The 21,668-nt window shown below is 65.7% G+C and carries 21 protein-coding genes and 1 tRNA gene; 16 read left to right on the top strand and 6 right to left on the bottom strand.

All coding sequences use genetic code 11. The features are described 5' to 3' along the window. The first annotated feature begins 270 nt into the window (after nt 1–270). The 6 genes from CSC74_RS12475 to CSC74_RS12450 all read left to right on the top strand — a co-directional run bounded on the left by CSC74_RS12475 (nt 271) and on the right by CSC74_RS12450 (nt 4,882). Nucleotides 271–1,041 (top strand): SIMPL domain-containing protein, encoded by a 771-nt coding sequence (locus CSC74_RS12475; RefSeq protein WP_162314811.1) that lies wholly within the window; start codon nt 271–273, stop codon nt 1,039–1,041. 10 nt (nt 1,042–1,051) lie between these two features. Then, nucleotides 1,052–1,630, top strand: coding sequence for an anthranilate synthase component II (locus CSC74_RS12470; RefSeq protein WP_162314810.1), 579 nt, complete (start codon nt 1,052–1,054; stop codon nt 1,628–1,630). A 144-nt stretch (nt 1,631–1,774) separates the two neighbouring features. After that, nucleotides 1,775–2,803, top strand: coding sequence for an anthranilate phosphoribosyltransferase (gene trpD / locus CSC74_RS12465; RefSeq protein ID WP_162314809.1), 1,029 nt, complete (start codon nt 1,775–1,777; stop codon nt 2,801–2,803). 142 nt (nt 2,804–2,945) lie between these two features. Next, nucleotides 2,946–3,308 (top strand): antibiotic biosynthesis monooxygenase family protein, encoded by a 363-nt coding sequence (locus CSC74_RS12460; protein WP_162314808.1) that lies wholly within the window; start codon nt 2,946–2,948, stop codon nt 3,306–3,308. A 64-nt stretch (nt 3,309–3,372) separates the two neighbouring features. Beyond that, nucleotides 3,373–4,170, top strand: coding sequence for an indole-3-glycerol phosphate synthase TrpC (gene trpC / locus CSC74_RS12455; protein WP_162314807.1), 798 nt, complete (start codon nt 3,373–3,375; stop codon nt 4,168–4,170). Continuing rightward, complete coding sequence (locus CSC74_RS12450) at nt 4,163–4,882, top strand: haloacid dehalogenase-like hydrolase (protein ID WP_162314806.1); 720 nt, start codon at nt 4,163–4,165, stop codon at nt 4,880–4,882. Before trpC ends, CSC74_RS12450 begins: the two co-directional genes overlap by 8 nt. A gap of 24 nt (nt 4,883–4,906) precedes the next feature. On the opposite strand, the gene CSC74_RS12445 is transcribed toward CSC74_RS12450, so the two are convergent. Both CSC74_RS12445 and crp read right to left on the bottom strand, forming a co-directional pair. After that, entirely contained in the window at nt 4,907–5,281 is a 375-nt protein-coding gene (locus CSC74_RS12445; RefSeq protein WP_162314805.1) for a TFIIB-type zinc ribbon-containing protein, read from the bottom strand. A 224-nt stretch (nt 5,282–5,505) separates the two neighbouring features. Then, complete coding sequence (crp, locus tag CSC74_RS12440) at nt 5,506–6,192, bottom strand: cAMP-activated global transcriptional regulator CRP (RefSeq protein ID WP_162314804.1); 687 nt, start codon at nt 6,190–6,192, stop codon at nt 5,506–5,508. Between the two features lie 143 nt (nt 6,193–6,335). On the opposite strand from crp, the gene speD reads away from it, so the two are divergent. Further along, nucleotides 6,336–7,130: an adenosylmethionine decarboxylase gene (gene speD, locus CSC74_RS12435; protein ID WP_162314803.1), complete on the top strand. Its 795-nt coding sequence runs from the start codon at nt 6,336–6,338 to the stop codon at nt 7,128–7,130. A gap of 188 nt (nt 7,131–7,318) precedes the next feature. Then, on the top strand, nt 7,319–7,639 hold the full coding sequence (gene sugE / locus CSC74_RS12430) for a quaternary ammonium compound efflux SMR transporter SugE (RefSeq protein WP_162314802.1): 321 nt from the start codon (nt 7,319–7,321) through the stop codon (nt 7,637–7,639). Between the two features lie 92 nt (nt 7,640–7,731). Here sugE and coq7 read toward each other — a convergent pair whose 3' ends face one another. Further along, nucleotides 7,732–8,376 (bottom strand): 2-polyprenyl-3-methyl-6-methoxy-1,4-benzoquinone monooxygenase, encoded by a 645-nt coding sequence (coq7, locus tag CSC74_RS12425; protein ID WP_162314801.1) that lies wholly within the window; start codon nt 8,374–8,376, stop codon nt 7,732–7,734. Between the two features lie 336 nt (nt 8,377–8,712). Here coq7 and rplM point away from each other — a divergent pair, with 336 nt between their 5' ends. The 6 genes from rplM to CSC74_RS12395 all read left to right on the top strand — a co-directional run bounded on the left by rplM (nt 8,713) and on the right by CSC74_RS12395 (nt 14,015). After that, complete coding sequence (gene rplM, locus CSC74_RS12420) at nt 8,713–9,141, top strand: 50S ribosomal protein L13 (protein ID WP_162314800.1); 429 nt, start codon at nt 8,713–8,715, stop codon at nt 9,139–9,141. 2 nt (nt 9,142–9,143) lie between these two features. Further along, nucleotides 9,144–9,536, top strand: coding sequence for a 30S ribosomal protein S9 (gene rpsI, locus CSC74_RS12415; protein ID WP_162314799.1), 393 nt, complete (start codon nt 9,144–9,146; stop codon nt 9,534–9,536). Nucleotides 9,537–9,578: 42 nt separating this feature from the next. Next, nucleotides 9,579–9,653 (top strand) — tRNA-Gln (locus CSC74_RS12410). A gap of 145 nt (nt 9,654–9,798) precedes the next feature. Then, nucleotides 9,799–10,539, top strand: coding sequence for a 2OG-Fe dioxygenase family protein (locus CSC74_RS12405; RefSeq protein ID WP_162314798.1), 741 nt, complete (start codon nt 9,799–9,801; stop codon nt 10,537–10,539). Between the two features lie 124 nt (nt 10,540–10,663). After that, nucleotides 10,664–11,215, top strand: coding sequence for an ECF-type sigma factor (locus CSC74_RS12400; RefSeq protein ID WP_162314797.1), 552 nt, complete (start codon nt 10,664–10,666; stop codon nt 11,213–11,215). 31 nt (nt 11,216–11,246) lie between these two features. After that, the gene (locus CSC74_RS12395) at nt 11,247–14,015 is read left to right on the top strand and encodes a serine/threonine-protein kinase (protein WP_162314796.1); all 2,769 of its coding nucleotides are present in this window, start codon (nt 11,247–11,249) and stop codon (nt 14,013–14,015) included. A 224-nt stretch (nt 14,016–14,239) separates the two neighbouring features. Here CSC74_RS12395 and CSC74_RS12390 read toward each other — a convergent pair whose 3' ends face one another. Together CSC74_RS12390 and CSC74_RS17675 are read right to left on the bottom strand one after the other, a co-directional pair. Then, nucleotides 14,240–16,444: a YadA-like family protein gene (locus CSC74_RS12390; protein WP_162314795.1), complete on the bottom strand. Its 2,205-nt coding sequence runs from the start codon at nt 16,442–16,444 to the stop codon at nt 14,240–14,242. Nucleotides 16,445–16,650: 206 nt separating this feature from the next. Next, the gene (locus CSC74_RS17675; protein ID WP_162314794.1) at nt 16,651–18,294 is read right to left on the bottom strand and encodes a YadA-like family protein; all 1,644 of its coding nucleotides are present in this window, start codon (nt 18,292–18,294) and stop codon (nt 16,651–16,653) included. Between the two features lie 262 nt (nt 18,295–18,556). Here CSC74_RS17675 and CSC74_RS12380 point away from each other — a divergent pair, with 262 nt between their 5' ends. Together CSC74_RS12380 and maiA are read left to right on the top strand one after the other, a co-directional pair. Beyond that, nucleotides 18,557–19,546, top strand: coding sequence for a fumarylacetoacetate hydrolase family protein (locus CSC74_RS12380; RefSeq protein WP_162314793.1), 990 nt, complete (start codon nt 18,557–18,559; stop codon nt 19,544–19,546). Between the two features lie 100 nt (nt 19,547–19,646). Then, nucleotides 19,647–20,315: a maleylacetoacetate isomerase gene (gene maiA / locus CSC74_RS12375; protein ID WP_162314792.1), complete on the top strand. Its 669-nt coding sequence runs from the start codon at nt 19,647–19,649 to the stop codon at nt 20,313–20,315. A 125-nt stretch (nt 20,316–20,440) separates the two neighbouring features. On the opposite strand, the gene CSC74_RS12370 is transcribed toward maiA, so the two are convergent. Then, the gene (locus tag CSC74_RS12370) at nt 20,441–21,583 is read right to left on the bottom strand and encodes a PilT/PilU family type 4a pilus ATPase (RefSeq protein WP_162314791.1); all 1,143 of its coding nucleotides are present in this window, start codon (nt 21,581–21,583) and stop codon (nt 20,441–20,443) included. Between the last annotated feature and the right edge of the window lie 85 nt (nt 21,584–21,668).

Below are 21,668 nucleotides of genomic sequence, written 5' to 3'. Positions count from 1 at the left end.
AGGACGCCAGTTACAACCCCTCTAAGGAAAGTGGGTCGTTGGACAAGGCGGGTGGTCGCAGGTCGAGTGAGCGACGATCTTTCCAGATCGTCATCCCCGCGAAAGCGGGGATCCAGCGACTTCGGTCGGCGAAGGAAAAGTCGCTGGGTTGGCCAGGTCTGCTGTCGAAAGGCGCTTTCTCCTTCGTGGGAAAGACGCTCGTTTCTTTGCTTTAAAACTCGACCTGCTGGACTCGAATCTGAAGCAGTCATCCAAAAAAGGAATGTCGCGATGAATCTTAAAACCACAATGGTCCTGCTCCTTTCGTTGATCGCGGTAGAGGCCTCGGCGCAAGTCAATTCATTGCCATCGCAACCACACCTGCTGGTGAAAGGGCAAGCAGAGCGCGTGGTGACGCCTGATCGGTTCATAGTCGCCATCGCATTGCAGAGAGTCGATTTATTGCCGGAACAGGCCCGTACGCTCGCTCAGGCTGATGCCGCGTGGATCCTCAAGGCTTTCACGGATCATCATGCATTGCGAGACACGATTGAAGCATCGACGCTTTCGATCCAGCCAAAGTATGCCTACGAGCAGAACAAGCAGGTGTTCAAAGGCACCCAGGTTGGTCGGAATCTGTCTGCGGCATTCGCCAATTTGGCCGATACACGTCAGTTTCTTGCGGAAATAAAGACCAGCGAGAACCTTATGCTGACTGGCATATCCACTCGCTATTCGGCCGAGTCGGAACTGCGTATGCAACTCAAGCGCGAGGCTGCCGAGCAGTCGCGACAATCTGCACAAGGGTTGGCCAAAGCCTATGGTGCGCGTATTACGGGCCTGTATACGATCTCCGACGTTGCGCCCAGTTTTGCCTATGGCGTCGAGGCGGGTACTTGGCCGCGCGGAGCAGGTACATATCTTCCTCCCGCTCCACCGGCGCCGATGATGGACATTGGCGCGGCGCGCCCGGCCGATGTTTACGGTTACGTTGAGTCTTTAGAGGCGGGGACGGTCAACATTTCGGAAAATGTCTACGCAATCTTCCTGATCGAACAATGAGCCAGTCGCCATGCTTTTGATGTTGGACAACTACGACAGCTTCACCTACAACCTCGTGCAGTACCTGCAATCGCTTGGGGCCGAGGTCAAGGTGGTGCGCAATGACGCGCTGACCGTGGACGAGATCGAAAAACTCGCCCCCGAGCGTATCGTCATCTCGCCCGGCCCGTGCACGCCCAACGAGGCCGGCGTCTCGCTCGAGCTGATCGAACGCCTGGGCCAGCACACCCCGATCCTCGGCGTCTGCCTCGGCCACCAGAGCATCGGTCAGGCCTATGGAGGTGACGTGATCCGGGCTAAGACCATCATGCATGGCAAGACCTCGCGCATCCGCCACGAAGGCAAGGGCGTGTTCGCCCACCTGCCCGATGCCTACGAGGCCACGCGCTACCACTCGCTGGTGGTGGATCGCGCCACGCTGCCGGACGTGCTGGAGATCACCGCCTGGACCGAGCTGGAAGATGGCTCGTTCGAGGAGATCATGGGCCTGCGCCACCGAGAATTCCCGGTGGAAGGCGTGCAATTCCATCCGGAGTCGATCCTGACCGAACATGGGCATGCGTTGTTGAAGAACTTTCTGGAAAAATAAAGCTCGTCATTCCCGCGAAGGCGGGAATCGCTCTTGCTTTTCCCCGAGAGCGATTCCCGCCTTCGCGGGAATGACGAGCAAAAGCGATTAGGCTTTCCCGATTCCCGATTCCCGATTCCCGATTCCCGATTCCCGGCCTCCGATATGCCATTGACCCCCCAAGAAGCCCTCCAACGCACCATCGAGCACCGCGAGATCTTCCATGACGAAATGGTCGACCTCATGCGCCTGATCATGCGCGGCGAAGTCTCGCCGATGATGAGCGCTGCGATCCTCACCGGCCTGCGGGTGAAGAAGGAAACCATCGGCGAGATCGCCGGCGCCGCCACGGTGATGCGTGAGTTCTCGCGTACGGTGGACGTGCCCGACAAGACCCGCCTGGTCGACATCGTCGGCACCGGCGGCGACGGCTCGCATACCTTCAACATTTCCACCGCTTCCATGTTCGTCGCGGCGGCGGCGGGCGCGCGCATCGCCAAGCACGGCAACCGTAGCGTGTCCTCCAAGTCCGGCAGCGCCGACGTGCTGGAGGCGTTGGGCGCCAGCATCGAACTGCAGCCCGAACAGGTCGCCCGATCGATCGCCGAGACCGGCATCGGCTTCATGTTCGCTCCCGTGCACCACCCGGCGATGAAGGTGGTCGCACCGGTGCGCCGCGAGATGGGCGTGCGTACCCTCTTCAACATCCTCGGTCCGCTGACCAACCCCGCCGGCGCGCCCAACATCCTGATGGGCGTATTCCATTCCGACCTGGTCGGCATCCAGGCGCGCGTGCTGCACGAACTCGGCGCCGAACGCGCGCTGGTGGTGTGGGGACGCGACGGCATGGATGAACTTTCGCTGGGCGCGGCGACCCTGGTCGGCGAACTGCGCAACGGCGTTGTCACAGAGTACGAGCTGCATCCGGAGGACTTCGGCATCGCCATGTCCGCCAGCCGCAACCTGCGCGTGGCCGATGCGGCCGAGTCGAAGGCGATGTTGCTGGGCGTCCTCGAAAACCATCCGGGTCCGGCGCGCGAGATCGTAGTGTTGAATGCTGGTGCGGCGTTGTACGTGGCGGGCGTGGCCGATTCCATCGAGGCCGGTATTGCGCTGTCGCGCGAAGTCATTACCTCCGGCGCGGCACTAGCCAGGATGGAGGAATTCGTAGCGGTGACGCGGAGGCTTGGGTAATGAAGATATTTGCGCGCGCTTTTTTTTGCTCGTCATTCCCGCGAAGGCGGGAATCGCTCTTGCTTTACCCCGGAAGCGATTCCCGCCTTCACGGAGCTTTCAACAGCCGAATGACTGGTCATGACGACAAGGAGGGCTATGCATGAATGATGGATTCGCAAACCTCCCCCAACCGCCGTACTACGCGGTCATCTTCTCTTCGCAGCGCAATACGCACGACGAGGAAGGCTACGGAAGCACCGCGCAGCGCATGGTCGAACTCGCGCAACAGCAGCCGGGGTTCCTCGGCGTGGAATCCACCCGCGGCACCGACGGCTTTGGCATCACCGTGGCTTACTGGGAGAGCGAGGAGTCGATCCTCGCCTGGCGCCGCCACGCCGAGCACACCGCCGCGCGGGAACGCGGCCGCAGCGACTGGTACGACCATTTCGAACTGCGCGTGGCGAAGGTCGAGCGGGCGTACGGGTGGGACCGCGAGGAACGAGCGAAGAGGAGTGAGGAGTGAGCATGAAGCCTTGCTTTTTTTACCGGTCACTCGTTCCTCACTCCTCTCCACTCACTACTAATCCATGAGCGACATCCTCAACACCATCCTCGCCCGCAAGGCCGAAGAAATCGCCGAGCGCAGCGCACGCACGCCGCTCGCCGAACTCGTCGCTCGCGTGGGCGATGCCTCGCCCGTGCGCGGGTTCGCCGATGCCTTGCACGAACGCATCGCCACCGGCGATGCGGCGGTGATCGCCGAGATCAAGAAGGCCAGCCCGTCCAAGGGCGTGATCCGGCAGGATTTCCGGCCCGGCGAGATCGCCATGAGCTACGAGTTCGGCGGCGCGGCCTGCCTGTCGGTGTTGACCGACGTGGATTTCTTCCAGGGCGCCGACGCCTACCTGCAGCAGGCGCGCGAGGCCTGCACGCTGCCGGTGCTGCGCAAGGATTTCACCATCGATCCCTACCAGGTGTACGAAGCGCGCGTGCTCGGCGCGGACTGCATCCTGCTGATCGTCGCGGCGCTGGACGATGCGCAACTGGTCGAACTCTCCGACCTGGCGATGCGGCTGGACATGGACGTGCTGGTGGAAGTGCACGACATCGACGAACTGGAGCGGGCGCTGCAGGTGCCGGTGCCGCTGATCGGCATCAACAACCGCAACCTGCGTACTTTCGAAGTCTCGCTGGAGAACACGCTGGCGATGAAGGAGGCGGTGCCGAAAGACCGCTTGCTGGTCACCGAAAGCGGCATCGTGGTGGCGGACGACGTCGCCAGGATGCGCGCCGCCGGGGTCAATGCGTTCCTGGTCGGCGAGACCTTCATGCGCGCCGCCGAGCCGGGCGAGGCGTTGCGTCAGTTATTCTTCCCGTATGAGTGAAACCTATCCCGCGCCACGGCCGGATGCCCCGGTCGTGGTTTTCGATTTCGACCATACGCTTTATGACGGCGATTCCTTTGGCCACGTGCTGCGTTGGCTGCTGCAGCGCAATCCGTTGCGTTCGGTGTTGGCCATCGCGGCCTCTGTCGTGCTCGGTCCGATGGTCGCCTGGTTGCCGACGCGGCGCCGCGGCATCTCCGGTTATGTATGGATAGGCACCTTCGGCCTGCATGGTCGCCGCAGTTTCGACGCATTGCTCGATCTCTACGTGGGCACGCACCAGGACGAAATCCGCCAACGCCTGCTGCCGGTGGCGCTGGAAGTCCTGCGCGGCCATCGCGTTGCCGGCGATCGGGTGGTCATCGCCACTGGCGCCCCACCGGAATTGGCGCGCGCGATCCTGGCTTTCGTCGCCCACCAGGACGTTCCCGTCATCGGCACCGCGGTGGGACCGCGTTTCGGCGCGGTGGTGGCTACGCGGCATTGCCACAACCGGGAAAAGGTACGGATGCTGCTGGAGCGCGGCTATGGCGAAATCGCCGTGGCCTATTCCGACAGCAGCGCCGACCTGCCGCTGCTGCAGGCTGCGCGCGCGCCGGTGGTGGTGAATCCCAAAGCCAAGCGGGTGGAGATGTTCCGCCGGGTGCTGCCTCCCGGCACGCCGATCCTCAATTGGGGATGCAAGGATCGTGCAGGCCAGGCGGTCGCGTAGGGTGGGCCTTGGCCCACCCCACGTTCAATCCCGCGGCTTGGCCTTCCAGTCCAGGATGAGGTCGTGGAAATCGTGTTCGGCGAAGTCGCGGAATTCGCCGGCATCGTAAAAACGCCCGTAGCAGTTCTTGCAGCTCTCGAACCAGATGTGCGGCTGCTGCGGGTCGACCATACGGATCAGCGGCCGGTGGCCGGCGCAGGCCGGGCAGGCGATGTGATCGATCTCGTTGCTGGCCTCGCCGCGGCGCGCATCGCCGACGTCGATTTCCTCGGCGTAATTCTTCAAGTGTTCGTATTCGCCCATGTCGAACCACAGGCCCCTGCACTCGGTGCAGCGTTGGGCATGCCAGGCCAGGTGGGTGATGCGTTCCATCGTGCCGGCGCACTTGGGGCATTGCATGCGGAAACCTCGGTCAAGGGGGCGGGCCGAAGATACCCGAGTATCAGGATGCAGGCGAGAGCCGGCTTTGTAGGAGCGGGCCTTGCCCGCGATGCTCTTGCTCTTGGTGTCTGAAATGAAAAGCATCGCGGGCAAGGCCCGCTCCTACGGGAACAAACGCGGATATTCGCGCAAGGAAAAGGCGGGCCGAAGCCCGCCTTTTCCGATCCCCAAACCCGGTGAGGTCAGCGGGTGCCGTAGAGGACCACGGTCTTGCCGCGGGCATGCAGCACGCCATCGGCCTGCTGCTTCTTCAGCACGCGTCCGGCCATCTCGCGCGAGCAGCCGACCAGGCGGGCCAGTTCCTGGCGCGAGACGCGCAACTGGGTGCCTTGCGGATGGCTCATGGCTTCGGGTTCGCGGGCCAGGTCGTGCAGGGTGCGGACGATGCGGTCGGTGACGTCCAGGAAGGCCAGGCGGCTGGCTTTCCTGCTGGTGTCCAGCAGGCGGCGCGACAGCTGCGAGCCGATGGAATAGAGCAGACGCGGCGCATCGGCGGCCAGGGTGCCGGCGAACAGCTGGTGCAGGCGTTCGTAGCTGATCTCGGCCAGTTCGCATTGGGTACGGGTGCGCAGGATCACTTCGCGACGGTCGGATTCGATGAAGAGGCCCATCTCGCCGACGAATTCGCCGGTGCCGAAATAACCCAGCACCAGCTCGCGGTCGTCCTCTTCCTCGGTGATGATGCTGACCGAGCCGCTGACCACGTAATACAGGGTGCCTGCCGGGTCGCCGGGACGGAAGACGTCGGCCCGCGCCGGATAGCGGCGGCGATGGCAATGCGCCAGGAAGCGTTCGATAGTAGCTGCATCGGGCGTCAGCGGGCTGGACGCGATACGGGCGGGATTGGAAATCGGGGTACCTAGGCTCATCGGGGGATTTCAAGCTTGAGGATTCATTAAGCTTAGTCTGAATACGTGCGCAACGGCAAACACCGGCCAGCCGGACATTTCGCTGTCACCCCAATTGCCGCATAATCGCGCCCCTCGCCGCTTTCCCCAGAGGGATCATTGCCGTGGTCAAACCGCTTCCGCGCCTCAGGCTGCAAGGGTTCAACAACCTGACCAAGGCACTGAGTTTCAACATCTACGACGTCTGCTACGCGGTTTCCGAAGAGGAGCGCCAGCGCTATATCGCGTACATCGACGAGGAATACAACGCCGACCGGCTGACCCAGATCCTGACCGACGTGGCCGAGATCATCGGCGCCAACATCCTCAACGTGGCCCGCCAGGACTACGATCCGCAGGGCGCCTCGGTGACGATCCTGATCTCCGAGGAACCGGTGATCGACAAGAAGCTGGCCGGCAAGGAGATCATTTCCGACGCCGTGGTCGCGCACATGGACAAGAGCCACATCACCGTCCACACCTATCCGGAAACGCATCCGCAGCACGGCATCGCCACCTTCCGCGCCGACATCGACGTGGCCACCTGCGGGGTGATTTCGCCGCTGAAGGCGCTGAACTACCTGATCGAGAGCTTCGAGTCCGACATCGTGGTCGCCGACTACCGCGTGCGCGGCTTCACCCGCGACGTGAAGGGCAAGAAGCATTACATCGACCACAAGATCAATTCGATCCAGGACTTCCTGGCCAAGAACATCAAGTCGCGCTACGAGATGTTCGACGTCAACGTCTACCAGGAAAACATCTTCCACACCAAGATGCATCTGAAGGACTTCGACCTGGACCAGTACCTGTTCGAGGAAAAGGCCAAGAACCTGTCGTTCAAGGAGCGCATGAAGATCGAGGCGCTGTTGAAGCGCGAGATCGAAGAGCTGTTCCACGGGCGCAACCTGGTCGAATAAAGCCGGGAGCTTGCGCCTGGGTTACGCGGGATTCGGAATCGCGGGGTTATCCTGCGATCTTATGAAACAGGCGGGACGACCCGCGCGCATGGATCCGATATCCTGCGACGACAAGACCGACGACGGTCCGTGGCGAAAGCCCCGGGCCGTTTTTGCTTTCCGCACCACTCAAACTGAGGAGAACCACCATGGCATGGGTTTACCTGCTGCTCGCCGGCCTGTTCGAGATCGGCTTCGCCATCGGCCTGAAATACACCGAAGGCTTCACCCGGCTGTGGCCCAGCGCGGGCACGGTGGTCGCCGCGGGCATCAGCCTGTGGCTGCTGACCCAGGCCCTGCGCACGATTCCGGTCGGCACGGCTTACGCGATCTGGACCGGCATCGGTGCGGTGGGCGTGGCCACGCTGGGTGTGATTCTTTTTTCGGAAAGCGCCTCGCCTGCGCGGCTGGGCTGCATCGCGCTGATCGTGGCGGGCGTGGTCGGGCTGAAGCTGTTCTCGCCCGCTTGAACCGCAGATGCAGGAGCGACGTGAGTCGCGAATGAAAAGCAACAGGCGTTCGGTCGCGACTCACGTCGCTCCTGCGCGAGCTGCCAGGGTCGCTAGAGCCGGTAGGCCACGGCCTTCATGAAGTTGGAAGCGGCCGCCATCAGCGCGGGGATCGGCTGCGGCAACAGGCGCGCGCCAGCCTGTTCGGCGCGTTCGGCATGGCGGGACTCGTCGGCCTTCATCACCTTGAGGATCTCGCGGCTGCGCAGGTCGGCTTCCGGCAGGGTCTGCAGGTGTTCCTCCAGATGCGCTTCGACCTGGTGTTCGGTTTCCACCACGAAGCCCAGGTTCCAGCCATCGCCGCGCAGGCCGGCAAGCACGCCGAGCGAATAGCTGCCGGCGTACCAGAGCGGGTTGAACACGCTGGGCCGGCTGTCCAGCTCCTGCAGGCGGTCGGCGCACCAGGCCAGGTGATCGGTTTCTTCCTGCGCCGCCTCCATCAGGTGCTGGCGGGTCTGCGCATCGCGGGCGACGGCGGCCTGACCGAAGTACAGGCCCTGGGCGCAGACTTCGCCCACGTGGTTGATCCGCATCAGACCGGCGGCATGGCGGCGCTCGCGGTCGTCCAGTTCCACTTCCGGCGTGGCCGCCGCCGGGTTGGGGCGGCGGGCGAGGGGCCTGCCGGCCAGGGTGCCCAGGGCGTTTTGGGCGTCGACCAGCAGCCGATCGAGGGGAGTAAGAGCGCGGGAGGAGGTCATGACCGTATTGTGCCGCCTTGCGCAGGCCCAGTCAGCGATTGGGTTGGAATAACGGTAATGGCTGGAACATGGCCTCGTGGGAGCGGCGTCCCGCCGCGAGCTTTTGTTATGGGCTGTGGATACGCCAAAAGCTCGCGGCGGGACGCCGCTCCCGCAGCCGCCGATCCATTTGCCGGGCCGGGCTCATGCTGCGAGGGCGCCCTGTTCCGGGTTGCAATGCAGGGAACGGGTCCGTACAATTCCCGCTCTTGTGTTCCGCCATTCACAACGCGAGGCAAAGTTCCGCGGGGATTTCCCTGCCGGAATCAGCCCGACCAAACAACATCGAGCTCCTTCATGAATACGTTTAGCGCCAAGTCCGAGACCGTCCAGCGCGACTGGTACCTCGTCGACGCCGCAGGCAAGACCCTCGGTCGCCTGTCCACCGAGCTGGCCCGCCGCCTCCGCGGCAAGCACAAGCCCGTCTATACCCCGCACGTCGATACCGGCGATTACCTGGTGGTGATCAATGCCGAGAAGATCCACGTGACCGGCAACAAGCTGGCCGACAAGAAGTATCACCGCTTCACCGGCTACATCGGCAACCTGAAGACCGAGACCCTGGGCCAGGCGCTTGAGCGCCACCCCGAGCGCGTGATCGAGATCGCGGTCAAGGGCATGCTGCCGAAGAACACCCTGGGCCGCGAGATGTACCGCAAGCTCAAGGTCTACGCAGGCCCCAATCACCCGCACGCCGCTCAACAGCCGCAAGTCCTGGATATCTGATCATGGCAATTACCCAGAATTACGGCACCGGCCGTCGCAAGTCCTCCACCGCCCGCGTGTTCCTGCGCAAGGGCACCGGCGCCATCAGCGTCAATGGCCGTCCGCTGGACGAGTTCTTCGGCCGTGAGACCGCGCGCATGATCGTGCGCCAGCCGCTGGAGCTGACCAAGAACACCGAAAACTTCGACATCATGGTCACCGCCGCTGGCGGCGGCACCACCGGCCAGGCCGGCGCCATCCGCCTGGGCATCGCCCGCGCGCTGGTGGAATACGATGAAACGCTGAAGACCGAACTACGCAAGGCCGGATTCATGACCCGCGATGCGCGCGAAGTCGAGCGCAAGAAGGTCGGCCTGCACAAGGCACGCCGCGCCACCCAGTTCTCGAAGCGTTAATCGGCAAGGTTCTACAAGGCGTTACTTTTACGAAGTACCTGTTGCCCCGTCGCCAAGCGGTAAGGCACCTGACTCTGACTCAGGCATTCGGTGGTTCGAATCCATCCGGGGCAGCCACTTCGAAGTCGCACGTCATCATCGCCGGGGCAGGCAACACGCCCCGGCAGCAGAAACCCGCCCCGCGCGGGTTTTTTGCTTTTCCGGCCCATGCTTCATATGGGCGTGTTCCGCAGGGTATGTTCCGCTGGGAGTGAACTGAAAGATGGTCGCCACCTTCCTTCCCCCCTTCATCGAGCCGGCAGCCCTGCTTCCGCAACTGCGCGGACGTGGCTATGCGGTGCTGGCGCCGGCCGGCGTGGCGGCCCTGTGCGGCTTCGGACCGCAGGCGCTGGACGAGCTGAAACCGGCCTGGGACGATCTGCAGCCGGATCGCTACCTGAAGGATGGCGGCAACTATCGCAAGCGCCGGCATTCCTGCTTCGTTTCCGACCGCGGCAAGCTGGTCCAGGCGCCGCATCGGGCCCATTGGCAGTCCGAGGAATACAACGCCCTGCATGGCGGCATGCGCCGCTGGTTCGAGCCGATGCAGGCCGATACGATCGCGCAGCCGGCGTGGACACGATTGCTCCAGGCCCTGGCCGACGTCTGCACCGGGCTGAAGGGCGCGCAGCCCTGGTACGTGGAGGCCCATCAGTTCCGCATCGATACCACCGACGGCATCGGCCGGCCCACGCCGGAAGGCGCGCATCGTGACGGCGTGGATCTCGTGGCGGTGCTGCTGGTCGACCGGCATGGCATCAGCGGCGGCGAAACCCGGGTGTTCGACGCCACTGGTCCGGACGGCCAGCGCTTCACCCTGACCGAGCCCTGGACCCTGATGTTGCTTGACGACGAGCGCGTGATCCACGAATCCACCCCGATCCAACCGCTCGGCGACTACGGTTATCGCGATACGCTGGTGCTGACCTATCGTGCCGGCGGGTTCCAGGGCGACGCTCCGTGAGCTGGTAAGCAGCGAGAGGGATAAAGCACCGGGTTCACCGAGGGCGCGGGGTGCCGGATGCGCTTTCGGCTATGATCGGGCGCAGAGGGTCGCAAACCACCCGTCTGCCGGATGGAGCGAAGACGTGAGTGAGGATCTGACCGGATTGCTGCATGGCTGGCGCGGTGGCGACGTTCTCGCGCGGGATCGATTGCTGGAAGAGGTCTACGACACATTACGCGGCATGGCCGCAGCGCGGCTGGGTCGCGGCCGCGATAACCGCACGCTGCAGCCTACTGCTGTGGTCAACGAGGCGCTGTTGCGGTTGCTCGGGAACGATACAGACTGGGAGGACCGGGCCCATTTCTTCGCCTTGGCGTCGCTGAAGATGCGCGCCGTGCTGGTCGACCATGCGCGCGCCAGAGCCGCGGAAAAGCGTGGTGGCGACGTCGCCATGCTCACGCTCTCGCATGCCGAGCGCGAGTCGGGACAGAACGTGGACTACGACGTGTTGGCGTTGCACCAGGCCCTCGAACGCCTGGCCGGCCACGACGAGCGTGCCGCGCGTGGACTGGAGATGGCGTACTTCGGCGGCATGGAACAGCGCGACATCGCCTGCGTGCTGGGGATATCGGTGCCTACCGTGGAGCGCGACCTGCGTTTCGCGCGGGCCTGGCTGAACCAGCAATTGGCCTAGCCAATCGTGTCACCACAGGGGAGAACCGGTCATGGAGGCGGAGCGCTGGCAACAATTGCGGCGGTTGTTCGACGCGGTCTGCGAACTACCGTCGACGCAATGGTCGCAGCGCCTGGGTGAGCTGAGCGACGATCCCGCTCTGATCGAGGAGGCTTTGTCGCTGTTGGCGGCGCAGACCGCGAGTTTCAACCGCGCGCTGCAACCTTTGGGCGAATTGATGGCCGCGCTGCCGGCCAGCGAGTTGCAGGCCGGCGACCGCCTCGGCGCCTGGCAACTGGTCGAGCGCCTGGCCAGTGGCGGCATGGGGACGGTGTTCGTCGCCGAGCGCGTCGACCAGCTGTTCCGCCAGCGCGTGGCGATCAAGCTGTTGCGTGGCACTGTCGCCGGCCCTGCCGTCGCCGAGCGCCTGGCGTCGGAGCGGCAAATCCTGGCGGAACTGCAGCACCCTGGCATCGCCCGTCTCTACGACGGCGGCACCACGCCCGCGGGGCAGCCTTACCTGGTGATGGAATACGTCGATGGCCTGCCGCTCGACCGATATTGCGCACAGCACGCGCTGGATCTGCGCGGGCGCTTGCGGTTGTTTCTGCGCATCTGCGGGGCTGTGCAGGCCGCGCACCAGCAGTTGGTCGTCCACTGCGACCTGAAACCCAGCAACATACTGGTGCGCGGTGCCAGCGAGCCGGTACTGCTGGATTTCGGCATCGCGCGGATGATGGGCGACGGCGGGGATGTGGATGCGGCCGGCTTCTGTACGCCCGCCTATGCCAGCCCCGAATTGCTCGCTGGAGCCTACGTCGGCGTCGCCGGCGACGTATTCAGCCTCGGCGTGCTGCTCACGGAATTGCTCGTGGGCAAGCGGATCGACCGCGCGCTGACCGATTTCGCGCAACCGGTGCCGCTCGCCAGCGCGCTGGCCGGGCATGGGGCGCGGCGACGATTGTCCGGCGATCTCGATGCGATTGCCGGCAAGGCCTGCGCACTGGAGCCGGTGCAGCGATATCCGTCGGTGGAAGCACTTGCACTCGACATCGAGCGGTACCTGGCGCGGCGCCCGGTCGCGGCGCGCGCAGCGAGTGTGCGCTACCGGTTGGGTCGCTTCGTGCAACGGCATTGGCGCGAGAGCGCGATGGCCGCGCTGCTGCTGGTGCTGAGCACCGTCTTTGTCTGGCGCCTGGTGGTGGAGCGTGCGCGCGCCGAACACGAGGCAGTGGTCGCGGGCCAGGTCAGCGATTTCCTGGTCGAAGCCTTCAGTGTCGACAATACAACCGGGCGCGACGCGGCCGATCCAGCGGAAATCAGCGCGCGCGAGGTGCTTGACCGGGGTGTGGCGCGCGTCGACGCCGAGTTGACGGATGCGCCGGCCATGCAGGCACGCCTGCGCCTGGTGCTGGGCAGGGCGTACCGGGGGCTTGGTGCGCCGGAACAAGCCGAGCGGTTGTTGCGCCAGGCAGCCGATGGCTATCAGGACCGGCAAGTGGGGCGCCCGCTCGAAGCCGCCGAGGCGTTGGGCGACCTGTCGGTGTTGATGGGCAACCAGATGCGCGGCGACGACGCCGTGGCCGTTGCGCGACAGGCCATGTCGTTGCGCGAGGAGTTCGGTGCGGAACCGGAGTCGCTCGCCGATTCCTACAACATGCTTGGACTGGCGCTGCTGAGGAAGGCGGACCTCCAGCAAGCGCGCCGCGCGCTGGAAAAGAGCCTCGCATTGCGCCGCGAGTTGTTCGGATCGACAGCCATGCAGACGTCCGTCGCACTGCACAATCTCGGGCTTCTGTACCGCGAAATGGGCGACAACGCGAAAGCGGAGGCGTATTACCGGCAGGCCTTGGCGATCAGGCGCAAGCACAATCGACGCAGCGACGCGGTCCAGTCCAGCCTGCAGGGACTGGCGGTCACCCTGGCCGCGCAGGCACGCCCTGCCGAAGCAACCGCATTGCTGCGCGAGAACCTCGAGTTGGCGCAAGCCCTCTACGGCATCGACAGCGACAAGGTGGCCAAGGCCAGGATGCGTCTGGCCATGGCGCTGCAGGAGCGGGGCGATTACATGCTTGCGCGCGAACACCTGCTGCAGGCGATGGCGGCCAGCGAGCGTCTGAGCGGCGAAGACAGCCTGGACTACGGCCAGGTGCTCAACGCCTATGCGGCACTACTGGCGGTGCGTGGCGACTGGGTAACTGCGGAGCAGACATACCGGCGCGCGCTGGCGATCCGCGTCATGCGCCTGCCCGACGACGATCGTGCGGTCTTGCGAACCCGGGAGTATCTGGGCGGTGTGCTGATGCGGCTGCGGCGGATGCCCGAGGCCCGCGCCATTTTCGAGGACACGTGGCTGCAATGGCGGCGGAAATACGAGAATGAAGATCCGCGCCTGCCCGAGTTTCTGGACGCCCGGCTGCGGCGGTCCGAATGGCTGTCTTGGCAGGGCGAAACCGATGCCGCCGAAGCATCGCTGCCGGCATCGTTCGAAGGCCAGCCGGCCATGGACCTGCGTGCGCGGGTCCTGCGGGCGGAGCTGGCGCAACGCCGCCGCGACTGGAACGAGGCAGTCGCGCTCTGGCGGGGCGTCATTGCGATGTCCACGTCTCACACCGCCGCGGACGCCGCATCCACCGCGCAATGGCGCGTGCCCTATGCCGAAGCGCTGGCGGCGGCGGGTGACCGACCCGCGGCCGACGAGCAACTGCGCCTGGCCGAACGACCGCTGTACAGGGAAATGGTGGCCGGCGCGGAAGTGCTGCAGAGACTGAGTGCGCTCAAGATGACATTGGCCGCCGCCGCCGGTGAGGACCGGGATTGAAGAGAGGGAGCGGAGACGAAACGTCTCCGCTCCCGCGTACCGACAGCGTCGATGCCCGATCGCGGCATCACAGGTCATGGCCGAAGCCGATGCCGGTCGAACGTCCGCAACCGCTGCCGGTGTCGCCCGGAGATAGCGCGCCATGCCGGTTGGCACGATGGCCGACATCGGATCCGAATTGAGTCCAGCCACCAGGTGCCACGGTTCACGGCGGGGTGATCGCGCTACAAGTCGACGCCGAAGCCGACGCCCGCCGATTTTTCGCTGCCGCTGAAGGCGCCACCTAGCGAGAACGAAGCGCGTTTGCCCACACGCTTGCCGTAGCCGACCGACAGCGCCTGCTCGCCGCCCTGGAAGCCGGCGCCCACGGCGATGCGCCCGCGCGGGCTTTGCGAACCGGCGGCGTTGATCGCCATGTTGAGCATGGCCGAGCCCATCGCACCCTGGCGGTCGATGCGCTTGTCCTGGCGGTGCAGGCGTCGGTCGACGTCGACGAAGCGGTCTTCAAGCGCATCGAGGCGGCCGTTGATCGAACTCGGGTCGAAGCCGATCAGGCTGGCGATCTGGGTGTCGGTATAGGTGTTGGCCGCCGACAGTGTCTGCGCATCACCGGCATCGGCATGAGCGGTGGCCGTATCGAGCGTGGCGTCGTCGCCCGCATCCATCTGCCCCTTGTTGACCGCATCGGTCGCATCGACGCCTGCGGCGACATTGGAGATCGCGGTGCCTGCGGCGCCTTCCAGCGTGAGGGTGCCCTTGCCGTCGTCGTCGTAGGCCACGCTCAGCGGATTTCCCGGGCCTTGCGGGCCGGCCGGCCCCTGCGGTCCCGCTGGACCCTGTGGGCCTGCAGGTCCTGCCGGACCTTGCGGGCCAGGGGCGCCGACCTGATCAGACAATGCCGTCAACCTTGTGTCCACCGCGGCGAAGGCGCTGCCGACATCGTGGTAGTCGCTGCCCTGGATCGAATAGGTCGGCGCCGCGAACACGCCGCCGGCGAAGCTGGCGCCGCCGCCCAGCGCCGTGGCGAAGGGATGCAACTGGCCGACGTTGACCGCATCGGTGTCCGTCGCGCCGCCCAGCAGGTTGACCAGCCGGCGTTCGCTGCCGGCACTGCCGATCGAGACGGTGTCGGCCTGGTCGGCCACCGAGTTGGCACCCAGCGCCACCGCATTGGTCGCATCGGCCGTGGTCGCACTGGACATGCCCAGCGCCAGGCTCGCATCACCGGTGGCGACAGCGGTCGAGCCCAGCGCCATGCTGAGTTGGCCGCTGGCGATGCTGTCCACGCCGAATGCCGTGCTGCTCGTGCCACTGGCCCGGCTGTTGCGGCCCACAGCAGTGCTGTTGTCCCCACTGGCCTGGCTCAGCATGCCGAGCGCGGTGCCGCGCAGGCCGCTGGCGTCGCTGCCGGCGCCGAGTGCGGTGGAGTGCTCGCCGGTGGCATCGCTGGCCTGGCCCAGTGCAGTACTGCCCAGGCCGCTGGCCTCGCTACCGACACCCAGCGCGGTGCTGGCGCTGCCACTGGCGGTGCTGCTGCCGCCGATCGCGGTCGATGAGCTTGCGCTGGCGACGCTGCCCGTGCCCATAGCGGTCGCGACTTGGCCACTAGCCTCGCTCTGGTAGCCAACGGCGGTGGCGTAATCGCCGCTCGCCCCGGTTTCGGCGCCGAAAGCCGAACTGTTGCCGCCGCTGGCTGTGGCCCAAAAGCCGTTGGCGGTGGCGACCGCGCCGTTGGCCGTGCTCAGGTAGCCCGCGGCGGTGGCGCCGCTGCCCGTGGCGCTGCTGCGCGCGCCGGTGGCGGTGCTGAAGGTGGCCGAGGCGACGCTCTGTACGCCGGTAGCGGTGCTGTCGACGCCGGTCGCGCGAGCGCCGGCGCCAAAAGCGCTGGCTCGGGCGCCGGAGGCGAGCGTCAGCTCGCCAGCATCTGTGATGCCATCGTTGTCGGCATCGTGCCAGCCACCGATGGCCGTGGTGCTGGCACCGCTGGCCTCGCTGTAGGCGCCGATCGCGGTCGCATGCGTGCCGGACGCATTGGCGCTGCCTCCGAATGCGGAGCTGTGGTAACCGACCGCATTGCTTCCCATGCCTACCGCCGTGCTCGTCTCCTGGCTGGCTACGGAACCCGAACCGATCGCGATGCTGCGCGCGCCGCTGGCCACGCTGCCGTTGCCGAGCGCGACGGTGAACACTCCAGTCGCTTCGCTATCGCGTCCCAACGCCACGGCATAGGTGCCACCGGCGTTGCTGCCGGTGCCGCAGGCCAGCGCTTCGATTCCGGGTGCGGTTGCGGTGCCACCGCTTTCGCCGGCGGATTCGAAATCACAAACGTCGCCCGCCCAGGCCGTGCCGGTGGCGGCGAAACACAGGGCGATGGCAACGGCCAGGGTGCGACGCTGGCGTCGCGCGGTGATCATGTTCGGATGTTTCATCTAGGTTCTCCATGAGGATTCGATTGACTGGCGTTTGCGCCGGAGGCGAGCCGTCGATCCGCGGATCGATGCCGGGACACGACGACTGGGGCGACGACAACGCCGCACTTGAAGTAACAGTCGTAAAAACGGAACCGGACCCATCACGCGATGTCGCTGGGCGGCGGCGCGGTTGAACGCGGCCGCCACCGGTCCCGTGGTTGCGCTCAGAAGCCGATGCCCACGCCGATCGTGGTGGAGCGCTCCGAGCCGCTGAAGGCGCCACCGACGGTGAGGGCGACGCGCTTGCCGATGCGTTGTTGCAGACCGACGGAAAACGCCTGATGGCCGTTGTAGTCGCCGGCGGCGAAACCGATCCGGCTCTGTCCCTCTTCGACCGCGGCCGCGCTGGCCGCCATGCCGATCATCGCGGCGTTGAGCGCGCCGACCCGGCCGATGCGCGCGTCCTGCCGGTCCATGCGGCGATCGACGGCGTCGAAACGATCCTCCAATACGTCGAGGCGGCCGTTGATCGCACCCGCATCGAAGCCGACCAGATTGGCGATCTGCGTATCGGTGTACTGGTTGGCGGCGCTCAGGGTCGCGGCGTCGCCGGCCTCGGCGTAGGTTTCCGCCGCGTCCAGGGTGGCGGCATCGCCGGCCTCCATGTCGTTGCGGATCGCGGCTTCGCGGTCGTCGGTATAGGCGTTGGCCGCGGTGCCGCCGGTGGCGACGGCGGTGTCGGTGTAGGCATTGGCCGTGGCCAGCGTCGCCTGCAGCTGCGACAGGTTCACCGCATCGGTGGCCGCGGCGCCATCGGCGACGTTCACCACCCGGCGCTCGTTGCCGGCGTTGCCCACCGACACCGTGTCGTCCTGGTCGGCGACCGAGTTCGTGCCAAGGGCCACCGAGTTCTGACCGCTGGCCAGGCTCCCGGAACCCAGCGTGATGCTGTCGATGCCGCTCGCCGAACTCAGCACGCCGATGGCGATGCTGCCGTCGGCCGAGGCCAGGCTCTGAGATCCGACCGCGATCGCGTGACTGCCGCTGGCGAAGCTGAACGCCCCGAGCGCCGTACTCGATCCGCCGCTGGCCGTGGCCACGGCGCCGAAGGCGGCGTCGGCGAACGACGCGGCGCTGCTTTCGGCGCCGATCGCGGAACTGGCCATGGCCAGCGCCTCGCTGCCGTCGCCGACCGCGGTGCTGTTCTGCGCGGTAGCCAGGCTGTTGGTGCCGAGCGCGGTGCTGTATTGGCCGTTGGCCTGACTCAGCGCACCGAGTGCGGTGCCGTTCTCTCCGCTGGCCTGGCTGGCGCCGCCGACCGCGGTGCTCATCAGCCCAGAAGCGTTGCTGCCGGTCCCGTTGGCGGTGCTGTATTCGCCCGTGGCTTCGCTGGATGCGCCGGTGGCGGTGCTGTTGTTGCCTGAAGCCTGGCTGCCCACACCGATGGCAGTGCCGAAGTCGCCGCCGGCCTGGCTGATGTTGCCGATGGCCGTGCTTCCGGATCCGGTCGCCGAGCTGTAGGCGCCAGTCGCGGTGGCGCCGAACCCAGTCGCGAAGCTTGACGCCCCGGTAGCCGTGGACATGCCGCCGGTGGCGGTGCTGCCCTGGCCGGTGGCGGTGCTTTCATCGCCCGAGGCCAGGCTGGAGTCGCCGTAAGCCGTGGCACTGTCACCGCTGGCGCTGGCGCCGGCGCCGCAGGCGGTGGCGCCGGCGCCAGCGGCGTTGGCACCACCTTCGTCTTCGCCTGCAGTGGCGAGGTCGCAGGTCTCGCCGGCGAACGTGGCATTGGAAAAGGCAAGGCAAAGCGCGATGCCCAGTGCTGCGGACAGGCGGTGGCGGGGTTGCAAAGGCAGATTCTTGGTGTTCATTGGCGTGCTCCGGATGGATGACTGGTATCGCGCAGTCGCAGAGGGCCTTGCCCTCGACCATTGATCCGGCGGGCCCGCCCCCGCTTCCGGGACGACGACCACGCCGCGCTTGATCACAACAACCGGGAAACGCGTGGCGAACCCATCACTCGCCGTGCGGGTGGAGGCCTGCCCCGAAGGCAAGTACGCTGGCGCGCCGGGTGCCCGGGGAACGATTACAATTGAAACCATTGCGCTGAAGCGCCAAAAATCTGGAGTCCGGATGAAGCTCGGTTCACTGAAGGAAGGCGGCCGTGACGGCACGCTGATCGTGGTGTCGCGGGATCTGAAGCACGCTGTGCGCGCCGCCGGCGTGGCCGCAACGCTGCAGCAGGCGCTGGAGGACTGGTCCAATACCGCGCCGCGGCTCAATGCCCTGTCCGAATCGCTCAACGCGGGCGATGCCGATGGCGTGTTCGAACTGGATTTCGGCGCGCTGGCCGCACCGTTGCCACGGGCCTACGAATTCGTCGACGGCAGCGCCTATCTTCCGCATGTCGAACGCGTGCGCCGTGCGCGCGGCGCCGAAGTGCCGGAAAGCTTCTACACCGATCCGCTGATGTACCAGGCCACCAGCGCCGGCTTCCTCGGCCCGCGCGATCCGGTGCGGGTGGTCAGCGAGGACTACGGCATCGACCTGGAAGCGGAGATAGTGGTTGTCACCGACGACGTGCCGATGGCGGTCACCCCGGAGCAGGCGGCCGCGCACATCCAGCTGATCGGGCTGGTCAACGACGTGTCGCTGCGCAACCTGATCCCGGCCGAACTGGCCAAGGGCTTCGGCTTTCTGCAGTCCAAGCCGCGCTCGGCGCTGTCGCCGGTGTTCGTGACCCCGGACGAGCTGGGCGATGCCTGGCGCGCCAACAAGGTGCACCTGCCGCTGCTGACGCATATCAATGGCGAATGGTTCGGCGCGCCGGAAGCCGGCGTGGACATGCAGTTCGACTTCTCGCAACTGGTGGCGCATGCGGCCAGGACCCGGCCGCTGTCGGCCGGCGCCATCGTCGGTTCCGGCACCATCGCCAACCAGGACACCTCCAAGGGCGCCTCCTGCTTCGCGGAGAAGCGCACCGTGGAAACCCTGCGCGATGGCAAGCCGAGCACGCCGTTCATGAAATTCGGCGACGTGGTCCGGATCGAGATGGCTAATAGTGATGGAAGTCTCATTTTTGGCGCGATCGAGCAGCGGATCGAACAGCAGCCCTTGCCCTGAGCAGCGCTACGGGCACATAAGTGAGCCCAGTGGCACACGGGCCAGGACCGATGCACGACAGCTGCTTTTCCATTGCCATCCATTGCCCGGTGCGTCCCGCATGAGCGAACAACTGCGGCTTTATTCCTACTGGCGCTCCAGCGCCGCCTATCGCGTGCGCATCGGCCTGAACCTGAAAGGCCTGGACTACGAGACCTTGCCGGTGCACCTGGTCCGTGGCGGCGGCGAACAGCACCAGCCCGAATATGCGGCGGTGAACCCGCAGCAGCTGGTGCCCACGCTGATGCACGGCGTGCGCGTGATCCGCCAGTCGCTGGCGATCCTGGAATACCTGGACGAGGCCTGGCCCTCGCCGCGCCTGTTGCCGATGACCGCGCGCGACCGCGCCCGGGTCCGCGGCCTGGCGCAACTGGTCGCCAGCGACATCCACCCGCTCAACAACCTGCGGGTGCTGCGTTACTTCGAGCAGACCTGGCGGGTGCCGCAATCCGAGCGCGACGAATGGGTCCGGCACTGGATAAGCGAAGGCTTCATGGCGATGGAAGCGTTGCTGGAGGGCGATCCGGCGACGGGCACGTTCTGCCATGGACAGGTACCGGGACTGGCCGATTGCTGCCTGGTCCCGCAGGTCTTCAATGCGCGCCGCTTCGAGGTGGACATGACGGCATTCCCGACCATCTCGCGGATCGAGGCGGCCTGCCTGGAATTGCCCGCCTTCATCGAGGCGCGGCCGGACAGGCAACCGGATGCGGCGGAGCTGGGTCGATAAGTCGGGAAACTGAGGAACGAGGAACGAGGAGTGAGGAGTGAGGAGTGAGGAGTGAGGAGTGAGGAGCGAGGAGTGAGGGCGATCTATCGATCGGTCTCGCTGTTCGACTCCCCGCTCTCAGCCTCTCAGCCGAATCCCTGGGTGATCCGCGGCGAAGCGCCGGTCGAGGCTGCGTCGTAGTCGGCATACGGATCGTGTTCGCCGCTGCTGCCCTCGGACAGGCGGAACTTCAGGGCCAGGCCGTCGCGCGAATCGGCGGCGCGCAGCGCCTCCTCCTGCTCGATACGGCCTTCCTTGACCATGCGGAACAGGCACTGGTCGAACGACTCCATGCCGTCCTCCAACGAGGCTTCCATCGCCGCCTTGACCTCGTGGACCTGGCCGCGGCGCAACAGGTCGCGGATCATCGGCGTATTGATCAACACTTCCGCGGCCGGAATGCGCCGCCCGTCCTTGCCCTTGACCAGGCGCTGCGACACCACCGCGCGCAGGTTCAGGGCCAGGTTCATCAGCACGTTCTTGTGCGCGGTTTCGGGGAAGAAGTTGAGGATGCGTTCGATGGTCTGGTCGGCGTTGTTCGAGTGCAGCGTGGCCAGGCACAGGTGGCCGGTCTCGGCGAAGGCGATGGCCGCTTCCATGGTGGTCGCATCCAGGATCTCGCCGATCAGGATCACGTCCGGCGCCTCGCGCATCGCGTTCTTCAGCGCGTTGTGGAAGGCGTGGGTGTCCAGGCCGACCTCGCGCTGGTTGACTATCGACTGCTTGTGCTTGTGCAGGTATTCGATCGGATCCTCGATGGTGAGGATGTGGCCGGTGGTGGTGCTGTTGCGGTGGTCGATCATCGAGGCCAGCGAGGTGGACTTGCCGGAGCCGGTCGAACCGACCAGCAGCACCAGCCCGCGCGGGGTCATGATGATGTCCTTCAGCACCTGCGGCAGGTTCAGTTCCTCGATCGACGGGATCACGCTGCGGATCGCGCGGATCACCATGCCCACTTCGCCGCGCTGCTTGAACACGTTGATGCGGAAGCGGCCGGCATCCTGCAGGGCCAGGGCCATGTTCAATTCCAGTTCGCGCTCGAAGATCGGCACCTGGCCTTCGTCCATCAGCGAATAGGCGATCTTCTTGACCATGCCGGCGGGCAGGCCGGTGTTGCCGAGGGGGTAGAGCTTGCCTTCGATCTTGATGTAGACAGGCGCCCCGGTGGTCAGGAACATGTCCGAGGCGTTCTTTTCCGTCATCAGCTTCAGGAAATAGCCGATATCCATGTGCGATGGTCCCCAACAATGGCGCGCACCGTTTGCATGTGCGACGCAGGCTTCCGACAATGGCCGCGCATTCCCCTTTACGCCA

It is taken from the genome of Pseudoxanthomonas yeongjuensis (genome assembly GCF_010093345.1).
Taxonomy (GTDB): domain Bacteria; phylum Pseudomonadota; class Gammaproteobacteria; order Xanthomonadales; family Xanthomonadaceae; genus Pseudoxanthomonas_A; species Pseudoxanthomonas_A yeongjuensis.
The sequence above is the reverse complement of the archived record's forward strand: the minus strand, read 5'-3'. Positions and strand labels throughout refer to the sequence as shown.